The 18,987-nt window shown below is 63.1% G+C and carries 17 protein-coding genes and 2 riboswitches; of the genes, 6 read left to right on the forward strand and 11 right to left on the reverse strand.

What is annotated here, in order from left to right; genetic code table 11:
* Positions 1-63: 63 nt before the first annotated feature.
* From pepN to SNL23_RS19325, 6 genes are read right to left on the reverse strand one after another with little or no spacing between them, the layout of a single operon-like run.
* Positions 64-2,721 carry an aminopeptidase N gene (pepN, locus tag SNL23_RS19300; RefSeq protein WP_318303139.1) on the reverse strand — a complete coding sequence of 886 codons (2,658 nt, stop codon included), beginning with the start codon at positions 2,719-2,721 and terminating at the stop codon, positions 64-66.
* A gap of 13 nt (positions 2,722-2,734) precedes the next feature.
* On the reverse strand, positions 2,735-3,565 hold the full coding sequence (locus SNL23_RS19305) for a DUF2797 domain-containing protein (protein WP_178124281.1): 831 nt from the start codon (positions 3,563-3,565) through the stop codon (positions 2,735-2,737).
* Positions 3,562-3,822 carry a YeaC family protein gene (locus SNL23_RS19310; RefSeq protein ID WP_003217900.1) on the reverse strand — a complete coding sequence of 87 codons (261 nt, stop codon included), beginning with the start codon at positions 3,820-3,822 and terminating at the stop codon, positions 3,562-3,564. Before SNL23_RS19310 ends, SNL23_RS19305 begins: the two co-directional genes overlap by 4 nt.
* Before the next feature lie 15 nt (positions 3,823-3,837).
* Positions 3,838-4,713, reverse strand: coding sequence for a rhomboid family intramembrane serine protease (locus SNL23_RS19315; protein ID WP_318303141.1), 876 nt, complete (start codon positions 4,711-4,713; stop codon positions 3,838-3,840).
* Positions 4,710-5,684, reverse strand: a complete 975-nt coding sequence (locus SNL23_RS19320) for a metallophosphoesterase (RefSeq protein WP_318303149.1) — start codon at positions 5,682-5,684, stop codon at positions 4,710-4,712. The genes SNL23_RS19315 and SNL23_RS19320 overlap by 4 nt, the downstream gene beginning before the upstream one ends.
* Positions 5,681-6,571, reverse strand: a complete 891-nt coding sequence (locus SNL23_RS19325; RefSeq protein WP_003217892.1) for an NAD(+) kinase — start codon at positions 6,569-6,571, stop codon at positions 5,681-5,683. Before SNL23_RS19325 ends, SNL23_RS19320 begins: the two co-directional genes overlap by 4 nt.
* A 144-nt stretch (positions 6,572-6,715) precedes the next feature.
* Here SNL23_RS19325 and SNL23_RS19330 point away from each other — a divergent pair, with 144 nt between their 5' ends.
* Positions 6,716-7,759 (forward strand): DUF1853 family protein, encoded by a 1,044-nt coding sequence (locus SNL23_RS19330; RefSeq protein ID WP_318303144.1) that lies wholly within the window; start codon positions 6,716-6,718, stop codon positions 7,757-7,759.
* A 38-nt stretch (positions 7,760-7,797) separates the two neighbouring features.
* On the opposite strand, the gene SNL23_RS19335 is transcribed toward SNL23_RS19330, so the two are convergent.
* The 5 genes from SNL23_RS19335 to SNL23_RS19355 all read right to left on the reverse strand — a co-directional run bounded on the left by SNL23_RS19335 (position 7,798) and on the right by SNL23_RS19355 (position 15,100).
* Positions 7,798-8,529: a vWA domain-containing protein gene (locus SNL23_RS19335; RefSeq protein ID WP_318303145.1), complete on the reverse strand. Its 732-nt coding sequence runs from the start codon at positions 8,527-8,529 to the stop codon at positions 7,798-7,800.
* Complete coding sequence (locus tag SNL23_RS19340) at positions 8,454-9,452, reverse strand: ATP-binding protein (RefSeq protein ID WP_318303146.1); 999 nt, start codon at positions 9,450-9,452, stop codon at positions 8,454-8,456. Before SNL23_RS19340 ends, SNL23_RS19335 begins: the two co-directional genes overlap by 76 nt.
* On the reverse strand, positions 9,452-13,225 hold the full coding sequence (cobN, locus tag SNL23_RS19345; RefSeq protein ID WP_318303147.1) for a cobaltochelatase subunit CobN: 3,774 nt from the start codon (positions 13,223-13,225) through the stop codon (positions 9,452-9,454). Before cobN ends, SNL23_RS19340 begins: the two co-directional genes overlap by 1 nt.
* 3 nt (positions 13,226-13,228) lie before the next feature.
* Complete coding sequence (gene cobW, locus SNL23_RS19350) at positions 13,229-14,290, reverse strand: cobalamin biosynthesis protein CobW (RefSeq protein WP_076014860.1); 1,062 nt, start codon at positions 14,288-14,290, stop codon at positions 13,229-13,231.
* 93 nt (positions 14,291-14,383) lie between these two features.
* A riboswitch (cobalamin riboswitch) is annotated at positions 14,384-14,585 on the reverse strand.
* Positions 14,582-15,100, reverse strand: coding sequence for a winged helix-turn-helix transcriptional regulator (locus SNL23_RS19355; RefSeq protein WP_076014861.1), 519 nt, complete (start codon positions 15,098-15,100; stop codon positions 14,582-14,584). Its footprint overlaps the riboswitch before it by 4 nt.
* A 113-nt stretch (positions 15,101-15,213) precedes the next feature.
* On the opposite strand from SNL23_RS19355, the gene fabF reads away from it, so the two are divergent.
* From fabF to cobM, 5 genes are all read left to right on the forward strand, one after another.
* A complete protein-coding gene (gene fabF, locus SNL23_RS19360) occupies positions 15,214-16,482 on the forward strand; it encodes a beta-ketoacyl-ACP synthase II (protein WP_076014862.1) in 1,269 nt (422 codons plus the stop codon).
* Between the two features lie 36 nt (positions 16,483-16,518).
* Positions 16,519-16,734: riboswitch (cobalamin riboswitch) on the forward strand.
* A gap of 96 nt (positions 16,735-16,830) precedes the next feature.
* On the forward strand, positions 16,831-17,019 hold the full coding sequence (locus SNL23_RS19365; protein ID WP_003217883.1) for a CbtB domain-containing protein: 189 nt from the start codon (positions 16,831-16,833) through the stop codon (positions 17,017-17,019).
* Positions 17,020-17,030: 11 nt separating this feature from the next.
* Positions 17,031-17,729 carry a CbtA family protein gene (locus tag SNL23_RS19370; RefSeq protein ID WP_076014863.1) on the forward strand — a complete coding sequence of 233 codons (699 nt, stop codon included), beginning with the start codon at positions 17,031-17,033 and terminating at the stop codon, positions 17,727-17,729.
* Complete coding sequence (locus tag SNL23_RS19375) at positions 17,726-18,118, forward strand: cobalamin biosynthesis protein (protein ID WP_076014864.1); 393 nt, start codon at positions 17,726-17,728, stop codon at positions 18,116-18,118. Before SNL23_RS19370 ends, SNL23_RS19375 begins: the two co-directional genes overlap by 4 nt.
* Positions 18,119-18,201: 83 nt before the next feature.
* Positions 18,202-18,948, forward strand: a complete 747-nt coding sequence (cobM, locus tag SNL23_RS19380; protein WP_318303148.1) for a precorrin-4 C(11)-methyltransferase — start codon at positions 18,202-18,204, stop codon at positions 18,946-18,948.
* Positions 18,949-18,987 lie beyond the last annotated feature (39 nt).

Here is an 18,987-nt window from a genome sequence, read left to right on the forward strand (position 1 = left end):
GGGAGCGCTGCGCACTCCAGCGGGAGCAAGCTCCCTCGCCACAGATGCAGTACTCAGCCTCAGTTACGCAAGGCTTTTGCTCACCACCTCAAACACATCGCTGGACAGCTCGCCCGAAGCGCGAATCCGCTCCAGTTCACCTTTCATAAGCGCCTGCCGCGCGCTGTCGTACTTGCGCCAGCGGGTCAACGGCGCCAACTGCCGCGACGCTATCTGCGGGTTGAAGCCATTCAACTGGATCACCAAATCCGCCAGGAACCGATAACCGGAACCATCCGCCGCGTGGAAGTTGATCAGGTTCTGTCCGGCAAACGCACCTACCAGTGCGCGCACCTTGTTCGGGTTCTTGATGTTGAACGCCGGGTGCTGCATCAACGTCTTGACCCGCTCCAGCGCGCCCGGCAAACCACTGCCCGCCTGCACGCTGAACCACTGGTCCATGACCAGCGGGTTGTCCTTGAAGTTCTCGGCAAACACCGCGAGGGCCTTGGCCTTCTCTTCTTCGAACGGCGAGTTGACCAACACCGCCAACGCCGTCAGGCGCTCGGTCATGTTGTCGCACGCGTCGAACTGCTCAAGGGTTGCCGCCAACACTTCCGGCTTGCCGCTGAGCATCAGGTAAGACAGCGCGATGTTCTGCAAGGCGCGACGGGCAAAGTGTTCCGCCTCGGCGACGTACGGGGTTTTCTTCGACAGGTCGCGATTGGCCTGGTAGCGCAGCCACAAACCTTCGAACAGGTTATCGGCCAATTGCTTGCGGGCGAACTCGCGGGCCGCGTGGATGGCGTCGACATCCGCCACTTCGCTGATTTCAGTCAGGTAGGCTTCGCTCGGCAGCGAGAGCATCTCGGCAACCATCGCCTGGTCCAGGCTCTGGTCGCAGAGCACAGTGCGCAGCGCCGTGATCAGGCGTTGATCCAATACCAGCGCCTTGCCCTGCTGATGCTGGCCAATCAGCTCCTGCAACACCTGCACCGACAGCTGCTGGCCGGCGTCCCAGCGATTGAAACCATCGCTGTCGTGCTGCATCAGGAACATCAACTGGTCGCGGTTGTACGGGAAGCTCAGCTTCACCGGCGCCGAGAAGCCACGCAGCAGAGACGGCAGCGGATGTTCGGCAATGTCGACAAAGGTAAAGGTCTGCTCGGCTTCGGTCACCGAGATCACCCGGGACGTGGCGCCCGCCGCAGCTTCACCGGCCAGGCGCAAGGCGATACCCGCGCCCTTGCCGTCCAGCAGGCCCAGTTCAACCGGAATCACGAACGGCAGTTTCTCTACTTTGTCCGGGGTTTCCGGGCAGCTTTGACGGAAGCTCAGGCTGTAGGTTTTAGCCGCCGCGTCGTAGGACTCGCTCACCACCAGGCGTGGTGTACCGGCTTGGCTGTACCAGCGCTTGAACTGGGTCAGGTCGGCGCCGTTGGCGTCTTCCATGGCCTTGATAAAGTCGTCGCAGGTCACAGCCTGGCCGTCGTGGCGTTCGAAGTACAGGTCGCTGCCCTTGCGGAAGCCTTCGGCGCCGAGCAAGGTCTGGATCATGCGAACCACTTCCGAGCCCTTTTCGTACACGGTCAGGGTGTAGAAGTTGGAGATTTCGATAAAGCCGTCCGGGCGTACCGCGTGGGCCATCGGCCCAGCATCTTCGGCGAACTGGTGCGTGCGCAGGTAGGCGACGTCCTGGATACGCTTGACCGTCGCCGAGTTCATGTCGGCAGAGAACTGCGAATCACGGAACACCGTGAAGCCTTCCTTCAGCGACAGCTGGAACCAGTCGCGGCAGGTCACGCGGTTGCCCGACCAGTTGTGGAAGTACTCGTGGGCGACAATCGCCTCGACACGCTGGTGCGCGGCGTCGGTAGCGGTTTCGGCGCGGGCCAGCACGGCGCTGGAGTTGAAGATGTTGAGGCCCTTGTTCTCCATCGCGCCCATGTTGAAGTCGTTGACCGCGACGATCATGAAGATATCGAGGTCGTACTCACGGCCATAGGCTTCTTCGTCCCAGCGCATGGACTTCTTCAAGCTGTTCATGGCGTGCTGGCACTTGTCGATGTTTTCCGGCTCGACATAGATACGCAGCGCCACGGTGCGCTCGGTCATTGTGGTGAAGGTGTCTTCGACGCACCACAAATCACCGGCCACCAGTGCGAACAGGTAAGCCGGTTTCTTGAACGGGTCTTCCCAAGTCGCCCAGTGCCGGCCGTCTTCGCCAGGGCCGGAAGCAATCGGGTTGCCGTTGGACAGCAGCACCGGGTAACTGTGTTGCTCGGCGATCACCGTGGTGGTGAACACGCTCATCACGTCCGGGCGGTCGAGGTAATAAGTGATCTTGCGGAAACCTTCGGCCTCGCACTGTGTGCAGAACATGCCGCCGGATTTGTACAGGCCTTCCAGGGCGGTGTTGGTTTCCGGGTGGATCTTCACCGTGGTGTCGAGGGTGAAGGTTGCGCTGGTGGGGTGCACGATCAGGTGGCTGTCGCTCAACTGGTAATCGGCGTCGGTCAGTTCCTGGTCGGCCAGGTTTACCGACACCAGCTCCAACTGCTGCCCGTCGAGCACCAGCGGCGGCAGGCCGGTGCCGCGCTCGGGGTTGCGGCGCATCACCAGCTGCGCGTGGACCAGGCTATGGTCCTCGAACAACTCGAAGGTCAGGTGCGTCTCGTCGATCAGGTAGTCCGGCGCCTGATAGTCCTTCAGGTAAATCATCTTCGGCTGTTCGGTGCGCATGTCTGTCGTCCTTCTACTGATGCACGGCGAGCTGGTAGGCCGTGTATTTACGAATGTTGATCACGCCGGTGTCGAAGATCAGGTATTGGCCCTTGATCCCCATCAGCGTGCCTTCGGCAATCGGGTTCTTGTCCAGGTTGAAGCTGACAATCTTGGTCGGATACTGCTCGATCGGGTAACGGATTTCGATCGGTTCGATGTCGGTCACCGGTTGGATGGCTTGCAAGCCAAAGCGTTCCTGTAAACCGAGCAAACCCTCGGCACAGCTGGCGAACAGTTCGTCCCGCACCTGCGCAAGATTTACCGTCTGGGCGTCGCCCTTGAGCAGCGCGCGCCAGTTGGTCTTGTCGGCCACCTGGCTGCGGAACAGATCTTCGACGAAGCCCGACTGCTGGCGCGTGGCAACCCGCATGATCGGCAGCGCCTGGCTTGCGCCCTGGTCCAGCCAGCGGGTAGGCAGCTGGCTGGCGCGGGTAATGCCGACTTTGATCCCCGACGAATTCGCCAGGTACACCACGTGATCGGTCATGCAGAATTTTTCACCCCAGGCCGGATCGCGGCAAGTGCCTGCGTCGTAATGGCAACGCTCGGGGCTCATGATGCACAGGTCGCACTGGGCCAGTTTGGTCATGCACGGGTAGCAGTAACCCTGGCTGAAACTGGTCTTGGTCTTGCGACCGCAATGGGTGCAATGGATCGCACCGAGGTATTCCAGGCGCACGGTGGTGCCAATCAACGGGTTGACCGGCACCTCGATGTCGCCCAGGCGAAACGCGTATTGAACGGTCGGCTCACCCAACTGCGCCGACATCTTGCTGACTGCACCACGGCCAATCTCAATCAATGGATGGCATCCGACTTGAACAGGATGTTCGGCACCGGCGCCGACTTCGAGGCGCATTCCTGCGGGCCCATGTAGCCGGTGCGCTGGTCTTCCGGCAGGTTCTGCAGTTCCCAGGCGATCACTGCCTGCAACGACAATTCACGCTGCTCGGCGGTGAGCTTGCGGCCATCGGACCACTTGCCGATTTCCACGGCGAGCTTGAGGCTCTCGTAGATGTCCGGGGTGATGTTTTCGATCATTTCGACAAAAGAGGACATAAGACTCTTCCTTAACTAAATAGGAGACATTTTGCGGCGACTGTACAAGCCACCCAATAAACCGGTCAGGCAACCCATCACCAGGCCACCCACGTGGGCCGCGTTGGCGATTTCGCCGAAACCGATCATCGAAACCAGGCCCGACAGGCACAGCACCAGCCACACCAGCATCATCACCAACACCCCGCGAGGCAGGCGATACGCCGGGTTCGGCGACAACAACTGATAGATCCAGCAATGCCCGAGCAAGCCGTACAGCACCCCGGACAACCCGCCAAACAGGCCAGGACCACCAAAAGAGTATTGAGCGTAGTTCGACACCAGGCTGAACAACAGGGTCAGGCCCAGCAGGTTGATACTGCCCTGGCGCAGCTCGATGCGCCGCCCCAGTTCCCAGTACCACATGCCGTTCATGGCCAGGTGCAGGATGCCGAAGTGGATCAGCATCGGCGTGACCAACCGCCACCACTGCCCCGATGCAAGGCTGTCGGCCAGCGACGTGAAGTGCAGGTACTCACCCGACACACTGAACGGCAGGAACGTCAGCCAGCTCATGGCTTGCAGGTTTTCACCCAACAGCGTGACGGCGCCGACGATGATGCTCAGCAGCAGGATAAGTCCGGTCACCGGGCTGTGGCGCAACTGCTGAAAAAACCCCGGACGCTTGGCCGTCGCCGCCTGCGCCGGAATATCCAGTTGCTGGTCCGGGTCACCGGCCGGAAAGCGCTGGTACAAAACCTTCACGTCTTCGCTGATGGAATCGGGTACCCAAAGCACCTGCTCGCCAGCTTCTTCGCTGACGCGATGGGGCACTTGCATGCGTTGCAGCAGCTTGACGAAACCACTCAAATCCACCGCCAGCGGCAGGCGTAATACAGCCACGGTACTCATGTAATAACCTCAGGGCGCTCGACATCGACCCAAACAAATTTACGCGGGTCCAGGCGGGTTTCCTGATCCAGTCGGTAAGCCACCAACTTGCCGTACAGCACTGCGCTGTAGTCCAGGCAGGCCAGGTTCGGGCGGATCGGCGCCGGTTTGCCGCTGCGCCAGTAATGGCCGACGAACAGCAACGGCTCGTCGACGCCGTAGCGCAGCAGGGAATTTTTCTCGGTGGACGACAGCGGCGTGGCTGCCACCGGTTCCGGCAGCGCATCAGGCTGGAACACGATGTCGCCGTAGGTTTTCGGGTCGTCTTCCCAGAACTTGGTGCGGAAAAACGAGCGCGTCAGCCCGTCGCCGCCGGTCAGGGTCAGGCCGTCCGGCAGGCGCATGTCGGTGCCGCGCAGCAGGCGGTCGAAAGCGTTGCTGGCGAAACTGCCGGGCACGGCGGCGGCTTGCAGGAAGTGCTGGTCGATGCAGCCGTCCGGGAAATGCGCGCGCAGGGGTTCGATAAAGCCGTTGTCCCAGCAGGCGTGCACCACGCGGAACCGTCCGGCATCGACAAACAGCGGCATGTCGTAGAACCAGCCGAGGAAGTCGTGCCAGTCCGCCGGGTGCTGCTCGAACTGCGTCAACGTCTCTTGGATCAACCGCGCATGACGTGGCGTGTGCTCACGCACGAACTGCTTGCCGCTGCCCGGGGGCGCCGGCGTGCTCCAGCCCAGCGCGTTGAACTCATGGTTGCCCATGATGCACAGCGCCTGGCCCGCCTCGGTCATGTCGTGGACGATATGCAGCGCCTCGCGAATGCGCGGGCCACGGTCGATGATATCGCCGAGGAACACGGCCATTCGCGACGGATGCCGCCAGGTGCCGCCCTGCTTGTGGTAACCCAACCGGTCGAGCAAGTGCTCAAGGGTATGAGCGCAACCGTGCACGTCACCAATCAGGTCGTAGCTACGCGCGGGATCGAGCATCAGTCGCCTCCACCCCCCAAGCGGCTGCCCCAGCCCAGCTTGGTCCGGCACACTTCGTAGTAGTTGTGATCCAGCGGGTGAATCAACCGCAACTTCTGCGCCTTTTTGCTCACGGTGATGGTGTCACCGGGGGCGCAGGTGAAATGGTTCTGCCCGTCGCAGGAGACTTGCGGGTAGATCTGCATGTCTTTGGACACCACGATTTTCAGCTCACTGTTGCCGTCGACCACGATGGGTCTGCTGGACAACATATGGGGGTACATCGGCACGATCACAATGGCATCCAGCTTGGGATGCATGATCGGCCCGCCGGCAGACAGCGCGTAGGCCGTGGACCCGGTCGGCGTGGCGACGATCAGGCCGTCGGCCTTCTGGCTGCACACGAACTGGCCGTCGATGTACAACTCGAACTCGATCATCCGCGTCGATTTGCCGGGGTGCAGCACCACATCATTAAGGGCGTCGCCCTGGCCGATGGCTTCGCCGTGACGGCGCACTTCGGCTTGCAGAAGGAAGCGGTTTTCCACCAGGTAATGGCCGTCCAGCACCTTGGCCACTTCGACTTCCAGCTCGTCAGGGCGAATATCGGTGAGGAACCCCAGGCTCCCGCGGTTGATCCCCAGCACCGGCACGTTATGCCGCGCCAGCGCACGGGCGGCGCCCAACAGGCTGCCGTCGCCGCCCACCACGATCACCATGTCGCAGACTTCGCCGAGCATCTTGCGCGACGAGGTTTGCAGGCCGTGGCCTGGGAGGATTTCAGCGATGGTGTCTTCGAGGATCACATGCAGGTGGCGCTCGAGCAGAAACTTTTTCAGCCGGCGGACGGTGTCCAGCACCTGGGTACTGCCCAGGCGACCGATAATGCCGATATTGCGAAATTGCTCCATGGGGCTCCTGCGGGGTTCGGGTTCTGGCAAAAAAGAACGATTATGGGCGAAAGCAGGCGTTACACAAAATCCTTTGTCGCCGCAAACCCCAGACGACAACGGTTCTCAGCCCCCTTCCCGGCTTTAAAAGGCTATGCTCGGACCATGACTCTGTTCCCTGATTTACAGCACCTGCCCCGCCAACTGCGTCACCCCGAGGTGCGCGACCTCGCGTGGGTGATGCTCGCCCCGCCGATGCTTGAGCAGACACCGTGGCCGCAACGCCACCCGCTGACCGGCAGCGACTGGGTGCAGGCCCCGCATTTGCTGGAACACTGGCTGCGCCAGCTGGACCAGGACAGCAGCGCCTTGCTGCATTGGCTGAGCCAGACACGTACCCGTCGGCTGGGCCTGTATTACGAACGACTATGGCAATTCGCCGTGCAGCATGCGCCGGGCGTGGAATTGCTCGCGGCCAACCTGCCGATCCGCCAGGCCGGGCAGACCCTGGGCGAGCTGGACATGCTGCTGCGCGACCGTGACGGCGTGCACCACCTGGAACTGGCGATCAAACTTTATCTCGGGCCCCAGGACGGCGACGGCCGGGACACCGCGCAATGGCTGGGCCCGGGCTGTCATGACCGGCTTGACCGCAAGCTGGCTCATCTGGCGCAACATCAATTGCCGATTTCCGCCCGGCCGGAAAGCCGCGAAATACTGGCGGCGTTGGATATCCAGAGATTTGACGCGCATCTATGGCTGGGCGGGTATTTGCTCTACCCATGGCCCGGCATGGCGCAAGCGCCGGTGGGCGCGCATCCGCAGCACCTGAATGGCCGCTGGCTGCATCAGCGCGATTGGTCACGGTTTATCGAGCAAAGCCCCGCCGGTCGCTGGCAACCGCTACCCCGCCACGCGTGGCTGGCACCGGCGCACTACCCGGCGGATGAAGCTTGGGATGCGGCCCGGATGCGAGATTGGCTCACCGAACTGGACCCCATGGCGCCCGCGCAATTGCTGGTGCGCCTGGTGGAAAACAGCGAAGGAGAATGGGAAGAAGCCGAACGGCTGTTCCTGGTGGCCGATCTGTGGCCGAACGTACCCGGCACCCCCGTAGCAGCTGTCGAGCGCCAGCGAGGCTGCGTCGGCAGCACCACCGTTGCCGAGTCATCCCCCATCTCCGAGTCGCGCCCGACGCAGCCTCGCTGAAGCTCGACAGCTGCTACGGACGAATTTACGGGGGGTTATTAAAGGTGATCGATGTGCCGATAATCCACTTGCAGCCCGGCAGCCAACGCTTTCGCGCGCCCCAAGCGGATCGGGCCGCGCTCGATGTCCACCAGCAATCCTGGGCAGTCCAGCTGCGGCAGCCCTGCCACATCTTTCAGTCGCCCATCGGTAATCACCAGCAAGCGCTGCTGCTCCACCGGGTAACGCCTACGCCGAGCCGCCAACCAGTGCCCCGCTTCGTCCAGCGCTGCCAACAATGGCGTGCCGCCGCCTGCACCGAGGCCATCAAGCCAATGACCAAGCCCTTTTGCCGCCTTTAATCCCTGCACCTGCCACTTTGGCGACTGTCCGCTCGCAGTGAGCAACGCCATGCGCGCCCGCTGTCGATAGGCATCGTCGAACAGCTGGGCCAGTAACCCCTTGGCATCACTCAGCGCCTGATGCCGGCGGGTGGAGGCAGAGGCATCGACAATCACCAGCCACAGTTCATGGGGCGTGCGGCTGCGCAATTGATACAGCAGATCTTCACGGCGTTGCGGCCGCCCGCTGAGCAAAGTGCCCGGCCAGTTGATCGAACCTTCGGCCGCGCTGCGCGCTGGTCCTCGCCGGCCCTTGTCCAGTCGACCCGCCTTGGGCCGTGCATCCGCCCCCGCTTTAGGCCTGGGGCGGATGCCTAGGGCTTTTTTGGCCAGGTGGGCACGTCCCGGCGAGCACCCGTCGCCAGCGCAGGCGCGGGCATGTCGCCCCATTGGCCCTGGCCTTCTGTTGAATCATTGGGCTTGGGTGATTGACCGCCACCCGGCGGCGTCGAAGTCGGTGATTGCTCCTGGCGCCGGTGACGCAGGGCAAATTCCGCAACGGCCTCGATATCTTCCTCGCCGATGGCCGTCGCACCACGCCAGGCGGCATGGGCACGGGCGCCGCGCAGCCAGACAAGGTCGGCGCGCAAGCCATCGACGCCCGCAGCAAAACAACGTTCGGTGATCTGCGCCAGCGCCTGGTCATCCAATGGGATGCTCTCCAGCAACGCGCGGGCCTGAGTGCAGCGCTCACGCAACGCGGCCTGCTGGTCGGCCCATTGCCCGCAGAAACCCTGAGGGTCGCTGTCAAAATCCAACCGACGACGGATGATCTGCCCACGCTCGGCCGGCTGGGTGTTCCCGCTCAACGCCACGTTGAAGCCAAACCGGTCGAGCAATTGCGGGCGCAACTCGCCTTCTTCCGGGTTCATGGTGCCGATCAGCACGAAACGCGCTGAATGCCGGTGGGAAATCCCGTCGCGCTCGATGAGGTTGGTGCCGCTGGCGGCCACGTCCAGCAGCAGGTCCACCAGATGGTCGGGCAATAAATTGACTTCATCGACATAGAGCACGCCGCCGTCGGCCTTGGCCAGTACGCCGGGGGAAAACTGTGCGCGGCCTTCGCCGAGCGCCGCGTCCAGATCGAGGGTGCCCACCAGACGCTCTTCGGTAGCGCCCAACGGCAGCGTGACGAACTGACCGCTGGCGAGCAGGTCTGCCAAGCCACGGGCCAGGGTGGACTTGGCCATGCCGCGCGGGCCTTCAATCAGCACGCCGCCGATTTTCGGGTCGATGGCGGTCAGGCACAGGGCCAGTTTCAAGTCGTCGGCGCCGACAACGGCGGACAGCGGGAAATGCGGGAGATCGGTCATCAACTGCCTTCTTCTATATCCAACAACAGGTTTTCCAACGCCTCGCGGTACGCCCCGGGTTCCTGCCACATGCCGCGCTGCTGGGCTTCGAGCATGCGTTCGGTCATGTCCCGCAGGGCATCCGGGTTGTGCTGCTGCACAAAGGCCCGAGTGTCCGGGTCCAGCAAATAGGCGTCCGCCAGCAACGCGTATTGATGATCGTCGATCAGCGCCGTGGTGGCGTCGAACGCGAACAGATTGTCCACGGTCGCGGCCATCTCGAACGCGCCTTTGTAGCCGTGGCGCTTCACCCCTTCGATCCACTTCGGATTGGCCGCCCGGGCACGAATCACCCGGTTCAACTCTTCCTTCAGCGTGCGGATCTTCGGCAGGTCCGGCTGGCTGTGGTCACCATGATAGCTGGCGGCCTTGTCGCCGCTCAGGGTTTCCACGGCAGCGAGCATGCCGCCCTGGAATTGGTAGTAGTCATTCGAGTCGAGCAAGTCGTGCTCGCGGTTGTCCTGGTTCTGCAACACCGCCTGCACCTGGCTCAAGCGCTGGGCAAACTGTTCGCGGGCGGCGGTGCCTTCGTCGGAGCCGCCATAGGCGTAGCCGCCCCAGTTCAGGTAAACCTCCGCCAGGTCTTCGCGGCTCTGCCACAAGCGCCCGTCAATCGCGCCCTGCACGCCGGCACCATAGGCACCGGGCTTGGCACCGAAGATCCGCCAGCCGGCCTGCTTCGCCGCCGCTTCCTCGTCCAGGCCCGACAGGCGCAACGCTTCACGCTCGCTGCGCACCTTGGCGGCCAGGGGGTTCAGGTCGTCGGGCTCGTCCAGCGCCGCCACGGCTTGCACCGCCGCGTCGAACAGCCGGATCAGGTTGGCGAACGCATCGCGGAAGAACCCCGACACGCGCAAGGTCACATCGACGCGCGGCCGGTCCAGCAGACTGATCGGCAGGATTTCAAAGTCATCCACCCGCTGGCTGCCCGTGGCCCACACCGGGCGCACACCCATCAGCGCCATGGCCTGGGCAATGTCGTCGCCGCCGGTGCGCATGGTGGCGGTGCCCCACACCGACAGGCCGAGCTGGCGCAAGTGATCGCCATTGTCTTGCAGGTGACGCTCAAGAATCAGGTTCGCCGACTGGAAGCCGATGCGCCAGGCGGTGGTGGTTGGCAGATTGCGCACATCCACCGAGAAAAAGTTACGACCGGTAGGCAACACGTCCAGGCGGCCCCGGCTCGGCGCACCGCTGGGCCCGGCCGGGACGAAGCGCCCGCTCAGTGCATCCAGCAACCCGCGCATTTCCGCCGGGCCGCAAGCATCCAGGCGCGGCGCGACGACGATGCGCAGGCTCTCGATCACCGACTTGACGTCTTCCCAGCCGGGCTCTTCAAGCTGTTCCACCGCACCTTCCAGCGCCTGCTCGATCAGGCGCGCGGCATACAGCTCCAGGCGTTCACGGGTGTCGCCGGCGGTACGCCACAATTGCGCGTCGATCTTCTGCAGCACCAATGGCCGGCGCCCGGTCCACGGCTCGGCCAGGGCGCAGTCCAGCGGGTCGAAGCCCAGCTCAAAAGCCTTGGCCAATACCCGCAGCAGACTCGATTGCGGCCCACGACCATCGCCACGCGGAATGCGCAGCAAGGCCAGTAAGGTGTCGATGCGCAGACGGCCCTCGGGCGACTCACCAAAGATGTGCAGGCCATCGCGAATCTGCGACTCCTTCAAGTCACACAGGTAAGTGTCCAGGCGCGGCAGCCAGATCGCCGCGTCGGCATCGCTGTTGAGGTTTTCGTCCAGGGCCAGTTCCTGGTCGATACGGGTTTCCCGCACCAGCTTGAGGATGTCCTTTTGCAGCTCGCGGGCACGTCGTGGGTCGAGCAGTTGTGCCTCGTAATACTCGTCGGCCAGCAGCTCCAGGTCGCGCAGCGGCCCGTAGGTTTCGGCGCGGGTCAGCGGCGGCATCAGGTGATCGATGATCACCGCCTGGGTGCGGCGCTTGGCCTGGGCGCCCTCGCCCGGGTCGTTGACGATAAACGGGTAGATATTCGGCAGCGGCCCCAGCAATGCGTCCGGCCAGCAGTTTTCGGAAAGCCCGACACCCTTGCCCGGCAGCCACTCCAGGTTGCCGTGCTTGCCAACGTGGATCACGCCGTGGGCGCCGTAGGTCTGGCGCAACCAGAAGTAGAACGCCAGGTAGCCATGGGGCGGCACCAGGTCCGGGTCGTGGTAGACCGCACTGGCGTCGACCTGGTAACCCCGGGCCGGCTGGATGCCGACGAAGGTCAGGCCGAAACGCAGGCCGGCGATCATCATGCGGCCGTCGCGGAACATCGGATCGGTGTGGGGTGTGCCCCAGCGTGCCAAAACCGCTTGGCGGTTGGACTCGGGCAAGCAGTTGAACATCCCTTCGTAGTCGTCGAGCGCCAGGCTTTGGTGACTTGGACGCAGGTCGAGGCTGTCCAGGTCGTTGCTGACACCGCCCAACAGTTCCTGAATCAGCGCCGTGCCGCTTTCCGGCAGGACGTCCGGCAGCGGATAACCTTCAGTCTTTAATGCGCGCAAGATGTTCAGCGCAGCGGCTGGCGTGTCGAGCCCCACACCATTGCCGATACGCCCGTCCCGGGTCGGGTAGTTGGCGAGGATCAGCGCGATACGTTTTTCGCCATTCGGTACCCGCGCCAGTTCGACCCAACGCCGCGCCAGTTCGGCGACGAAGTCCATGCGTTCCGGCTGCGCGCGATAGCACACCACATCCGACTGGCTGCGCTCGCTGCGCCAGGCCAGGTCCTTGAAGCTGATGGGCCGGCTGATGATGCGCCCGTCCAGCTCCGGCAACGCGATGTGCATCGCCAGGTCCCGTGGGCCGAGGCCTTGCTCGCTGGCCTGCCAGCCGGGCTCGTTGTCCTGGGCACAAATCGCCTGGATCACCGGAATATTGCGGCGAAACGGCCGCAGGTGCGGCGCTTCGGGGCTGGATTGGGCAAAGCCGGTGGTGTTCAGAATCACCGCGGCGTGCACCTCGTCCAGCAAGTCCTCGACCACCGTCAGGCAGCCGGGTTCTTTCAAACTGGCCACCGCCATCGGCAACGGGTTAAGACCCGCGGCCTGCAAGCGTTGGCAAAACACATCGATAAAGCCGGTGTTGGCCGCCTGCAAATGCGAGCGGTAGAACAGCACCGCCGCCACCGGACATTCAGGGTGCCAGTCGGCCTGCCAATCGTTGAGTCGGGCATTGGCTTTGTGCGGGTGATAAATCGCCGTACGCGGCAAGGTTTGCGGCTCGTCCCAGGCGTAATCGCGGTCAAGGTAGCTGGCCGCCAGGCAACGATAGAAATCCAGCGCATTCCCCAAGCCTCCCTGGCGCAGGAAGTGCCAGAGCCGGTCACGCGCCTCGGCACCCACGGTGCTGAGGCCGCTGAGTTCCGGGTCGGGGCGGTCGTCCCCCGGCACCAGAATCAGCTGCACGCCGCGCTCGGCCAATTCCACCAGGCGCTCGATACCGTAGCGCCAATAACCGATGCCGCCGTGCAGCGAAATCAGGATGACCTTGGCGTGGCGCAGTACCTCATCCACATACAGGTCGACCGAAGCATGGTTCTGCACCTGCATCGGGTTGGCCAGGCGCAGGCTCGGGTAATCCTCGGGCAGCTGCTGGGCCGCTTCGGCCAGCAGCGCCAGGCTGGAATCACCGCTGCACAGGATCACCAGCTCGGCGGGAGTCTGTCCAAGGTCGGCGATGTTGTCATCCGAAACGAAACCGCCGGGCTGGGTCCTGAGCAGGTGCATGGGTTAAACGCTGAGGGCGGCGCGCAGTTGCGCTTCGAGCAAGGCGGCGTCCAGTTCCTGGCCGATCAGCACCAAGTGCGTGGCGCGCGGCTCATCGGCGCGCCAGGCGCGGTCGAAGTGCTTGTCGAAACGCGTGCCTACGCCCTGGATCAGCAGGCGCATCGGTTTGTTCGGGATCGCCGCAAAACCCTTGACCCGCAGGATGCCGTGCTTGACCACCAGTTGGGTCAGGGCGTCCAGCAGCAGGCTTTCGTCGGCCTGGGGCAGTTCGATGGAGATGGAATCGAAGGCGTCGTGATCGTGGTCGTCTTCACCTTCGTGGTGATGATCGTGATGGCTGTGGCGACTGTCGATGTGTTCTTCGGAGCCCGCACCGAGGCCAATCAGCACGTCCAGCGGCAGGCGACCGCTGCTGGCTTCGATGATTTTGACCGCTGGCGGCAGCTCTTCTGCCACTTCCAGGCGCACGCGGGCCAGGTCTTCAGGGCTGATCAGGTCGGACTTGTTGAGGATCACTAGGTCGGCGCTGGCCAGTTGGTCGGCGAACAGCTCGTGCAGTGGCGATTCGTGGTCCAGGTTCGGGTCGAGCTTGCGCTGAGCGTCGACCTGGTCCGGGAAGGCGGCGAACGTGCCGGCGGCCACGGCTGGGCTGTCAACCACGGTGATCACGGCGTCAACGGTGCAGGCGCTGCGGATTTCCGGCCACTGGAACGCCTGGACCAAGGGTTTTGGCAGGGCCAGGCCCGAGGTTTCGATCAGGATATGGTCGAGGTCGCCGCGACGGGCCACCAGTTCGCGCATGACCGGGAAGAACTCTTCCTGGACCGTGCAGCACAGGCAGCCATTGGCCAATTCGTAGACGCGGCCGTTGGCTTCTTCTTCAGTGCAGCCGATGGAGCATTGCTTGAGGATTTCACCGTCAATGCCCAGCTCGCCGAACTCGTTGACGATCACCGCGATGCGGCGCCCCTGGGCGTTGTCCAGCATGTGACGCAGCAAGGTGGTCTTGCCCGAGCCGAGGAAGCCGGTAACGATGGTGACGGGGAGTTTGGCCAGTGTTTTCATCGGATGCCCTTTGGGGCGGGCATACGGGACGAGTGGCCCTGCGCGGGTGCGCAGAAGCAGAATTCGCCACCGGATCACCCCGCCCGGTTGAAGTAGAAAATCGGTTGCGAGGCAGGTCTCCTGGCTTGGGGCTTGCCGGCGGTGAGGCCGGCGCTGGCTGCGCCTTCCCGCCTTGTTCAGGCAGTGGCGTGGCAGTCAGATAAACCCTTTACAGTTGCGGGGGCAGCCGCGGCATTGACCGCGTTCCCTTCTTAGCTTCGGCCTGGACCGAAGAACCTCGAAGGTGCAAGGCTACGCAGTGCGCAGGGACGGGTCAATGTCCGAGCGTTTGGCGCGAAGCAGCGCCAGGCGCTGCAGCATGCCCTCGCTGGCGGCAGGCCCGGCTTGAACGCTGCATTGCTCGACGGACACGCGCGCGCCGTCGGCATCCACCACCGCCACTTCCACCGGGCGCCGGGTTTCCCGGTCGACCAATTGCAGGCTTTCACCTTCGTTGGCGAAATGGCGGTTGCCCCAACCGACGAACGCCATGATCACCACCCGGAAATCCTCGCCGACCGGCGTGGGCACGTACTCGAAACGTGGCGGCCGCTCGCTGTATTGCCTGCGCTCCAACAGCCCCGCGTCCACCAGGCTGTTGAGCCGGCGAGTCAGCATGTTCGGAGCGATTCCCAGGCTTTGGGAAAACTCATCAAAACGGCGCAGGCCCTGCAGCGCGTCGCGCATGATCAGGATGCTCCACCACTCGCCTACCCGTTCAACTCCACGGGCTACCGGGCATTCGGCATTCACCAGCGACTTACGTTGCATTGCAGTTCCTCTGTGGGGCGGCCCCGGAAATTTAAGCTATCGGATGTTACTTTCATAATGATAGCTTCGTCCATGCAATGCTACCAACCTGAAATTTGCGGAGCTAAGCGATCATGAGTAAGCGAATTGTTGTGACCGGCATGGGTGCAGTGACCCCGCTGGGAACCGGCGTGGAACAGACCTGGAAACGCCTGCTGGCCGGTGAATCCGGAATTCGCAGGCTACCCGAGGCATTGGTCGGCGACCTGGCAATCAGCATCGGCGGCCAGGTGTTGGACCGCAACCAGGACCCTGAAGCCGGCTTTGACCCGGACACTGTCATCCCGGCGAAAGAGCAGCGCAAGATGGACCGGTTCATCGTGTTTGCCCTGGCCGCCGCCCAGGAAGCCCTGGCACAGGCCGGCTGGAATCCGCAAACGGCAGCGCAGCAGGAACGTACCGCGACCATTATCGCTTCCGGCGTGGGTGGTTTCCCGGCGATTGCAGAAGCCGTGCGCACCGCTGACAGCAAAGGACCACGGCGCCTGTCGCCGTTCACGATTCCGTCATTCCTCGGCAACATGGCGGCCGGGCATGTGTCGATCCAGCATCAACTGAAAGGCCCGCTGGGCTCGCCTGTCACCGCGTGCGCCGCCGGCGTACAGGCGATTGGTGATGCCGCGCGGATGATCCGCGCGGGCGAAATCGACATCGCCGTGTGTGGCGGCGCTGAAGCCTGCATCCACCGGGTCAGCCTCGGCGGTTTCGCTGCGGCGCGTGCGCTGTCCAGCGATTACAACGACACGCCGGCACTGGCTTCGCGCCCGTTCGATCAAGGCCGCGATGGGTTTGTGATGGGCGAAGGGGCCGGGCTGCTGGTCATCGAGGAGCTGGAACATGCCCTGGCTCGCGGCGCCACGCCCATCGCGGAACTGGTGGGTTATGGCACCAGCGCCGACGCCTATCACATGACCTCGGGCCCGGAAGATGGCTCAGGTGCGCGCCGGGCGATGGAGATCGCGATTGCGCAAGCAGGGATCAGCGCCGCACAGATCCAGCACTTGAACGCCCATGCCACATCGACCCCCGTAGGTGACAACGGCGAGTTGGCGGCGATCAATACGCTGTTCGGTGCAAATGCCAGCGTCGCGATCAGCGCCACCAAGTCGGCAACCGGCCATTTGTTGGGCGCCGCGGGCGGGATCGAGGCGATCTTCACTGTGCTCGCCCTGCGCGACCAGATTGCCCCGGCCACCCTCAACCTGGACAACCCGGACCCCGCTGCCGAAGGGCTGGATATGGTCCGAGGCCAAGCCCGGCCGTTACCGATTGAATACGCGATATCCAATGGATTTGGCTTTGGTGGCGTGAATGCCAGTGTGTTGTTCAAACGCTGGGGTTAACGCGGCGATTTGACGCCCATCGCCCGCCCATGCTCTCCTACACATCTTGTTTCGGGTGCCCTTCACAGGGTGAAACGGGAAACCGGTGAGTCATGTTCCTTTACTCAAGGGCGTGACGAGTCCGGTGCTGCCCCCGCAACGGTAAGCGAGTGAAGCGTCAAATCCACTGTGTCTGTACGGCATGGGAAGGTGATGTTTTCAAGGCCCAGGCCCCTCGCAAGCCCGGAGACCGGCCCGAAAAATTCAGATAACAAACCCGCGGTGGGCGGGCGCTGTTCAGAACCCTGCGTGCCTGGCTCGCGGGGTTTTCATGCGCTCGTGCACCCTGAAACCCAGAAGGGACGCGCCATGTCGATCATCAGCAGCACCGCCTCTACCGCCAGCACCACTGCCACCCTGAGCCAACGCCTGACCGCCGCCATTGGTGCGTCGATCCTCGGCGCGTGCCTGGTGTATTTCGCCGGTTTCTCGCACATCGAGGCGGTGCACAACGCCGCCCACGATACCCGCCACAGCGCCGCGTTCCCGTGCCACTGAGACATGCCGACATGATCAAGCGTATTGCCCAAACCGCAGGTTTCACCGGTCTTCTGGCCGCCTTGCTGCTGACTTTGCTGCAAAGCTTCTGGGTCGCCCCGCTGATTCTGCAGGCGGAAACCTTCGAAAAGGCTCCCGCGGCCACCGAAGTGCATGAGCATGCCGGCGCTGCGGCCCACACCCACGACGCCGAAGCCTGGGAACCGGAAGATGGCTGGCAGCGTGTGCTGTCGACCACGGGCGGTAACCTTGTGGTTGCCGTGGGTTTTGCCCTGATGCTTGCCGGCCTGTACACCCTGCGTGCACCGACCCGAACGGCCCAAGGCCTGCTGTGGGGCCTGGCCGGTTACGCCACCTTTGTGTTGGCGCCGACCCTGGGCTTGCCGCCTGAATTGCCGGGCACTGCGGCTGCAGACCTGGCGCAACGGCAAATCTGGTGGATCGGCACCGCCGGCTCCACCGCTGCCGGTATCGCGCTGATCGTATTCGGTCGCAACTGGCTGCTGAAAGTCCTGGGCGTGGCGATCCTGGCGGTACCTCATGTGATTGGCGCACCACAGCCGGAAGTCCACTCGATGCTGGCGCCGGAAGCCCTGGAAGCTCAGTTCAAGATTGCCTCGCAGTTGACCAACGTTGCCTTCTGGCTGGCGCTGGGGCTGATCAGTGCCTGGTTGTTTCGCCGTAACCGTGATGGTCAGTATTCGGCATGATCCTGGCGGTTGGCCTGGGTTGTCAGCGGGGCTGTTCTGTTGACGCCCTGCTTGACCTGTTCAATGCCGCCCTCGCCGAGGGTGGCATTGAGCGCCAGCGCATCACTGCGCTGGCCAGTCTTGATCGCAAACAGGATGAGCCGGGGTTGCTGGCACTGGCTCAGGTTCTGAAGTTGTCGTTGACGTTTTTCAGTGCGGCGCAATTGGCGCCCTATGAAGATCGACTGAGCCATAAGTCCGAGACGGTTTTTGCTCATACCGGCTGCTACGGCATCGCGGAAAGTGCCGCCCTGGCCCTCGCAGAACACCTGTCCCAAGGCCCTGCTACTCTGCTGATCGCCCGCAAAAAAACCGCCCAGGCCACCTTTGCATTGGCTTGCGCCGGCTGAATTCCCGATAATCGTCAGCTTTGATCATGAGCAATCTTCATCTGGAGGGCTGCTCGCGTGCTTTTTTTCACAGGAATGAATCCATGACTGTCTTTTTCATCGGCGCAGGCCCAGGCGACCCGGAACTGATCACCGTCAAGGGGCAGCGGCTGATTCGCAGTTGCCCGGTGATTATCTACGCCGGTTCGCTGGTGCCGGCGGCGGTGCTTGAGGGGCATCGGGCTGAACTGGTGGTTAACAGTGCGGAGCTGCATCTGGAGCAGATCATTGGGCTGATCAAGACGGCCCATGAGAAAGGCCAGGATGTGGCTCGGGTGCATTCCGGGGATCCGAGTTTGTACGGGGCGATTGGGGAGCAGATTCGGCTTTTGCGGGAGTTGGGGATTGGGTTTCAGATCATTCCCGGGGTTACGGCGGTGGCGGCGTGTGCGGCGTTGTTAGAGGCTGAGCTGACGTTGCCGGACATTGCGCAGAGTGTGATTTTGACGCGGTATGCGGATAAGACGGCGATGCCTGACGGTGAGGCGTTCAGTAGTTTGGCGCAGCATGGGACGACCATGGCGATTCATCTGGGGGTGAATCATCTGGAGAAGATCGTGGCTGAGTTGGTGCCTCACTATGGGGAGGATTGTCCGATTGCGGTGGTGCATCGGGCGACCTGGCCGGATCAGGATTGGGCCATTGGTACGCTGGCGGATATTGCCGGGAAGGTGGCGGCCAAGGGGTTTCGGCGTACGGCGTTGATTGTGGTGGGTCGGGTTTTGGCCAGTGACAGTTTTGGTGAGTCGTCGTTGTATCGTGCGGGGCATGCGCATTTGTATCGGCCCTGAGGGGGTTAGTGGTGGTGTACATATCCGTTATTTAGGTGA

Origin of the sequence: Pseudomonas sp. SED1, assembly GCF_034044025.1 — a bacterium.
Taxonomy (GTDB): Bacteria; Pseudomonadota; Gammaproteobacteria; order Pseudomonadales; family Pseudomonadaceae; genus Aquipseudomonas.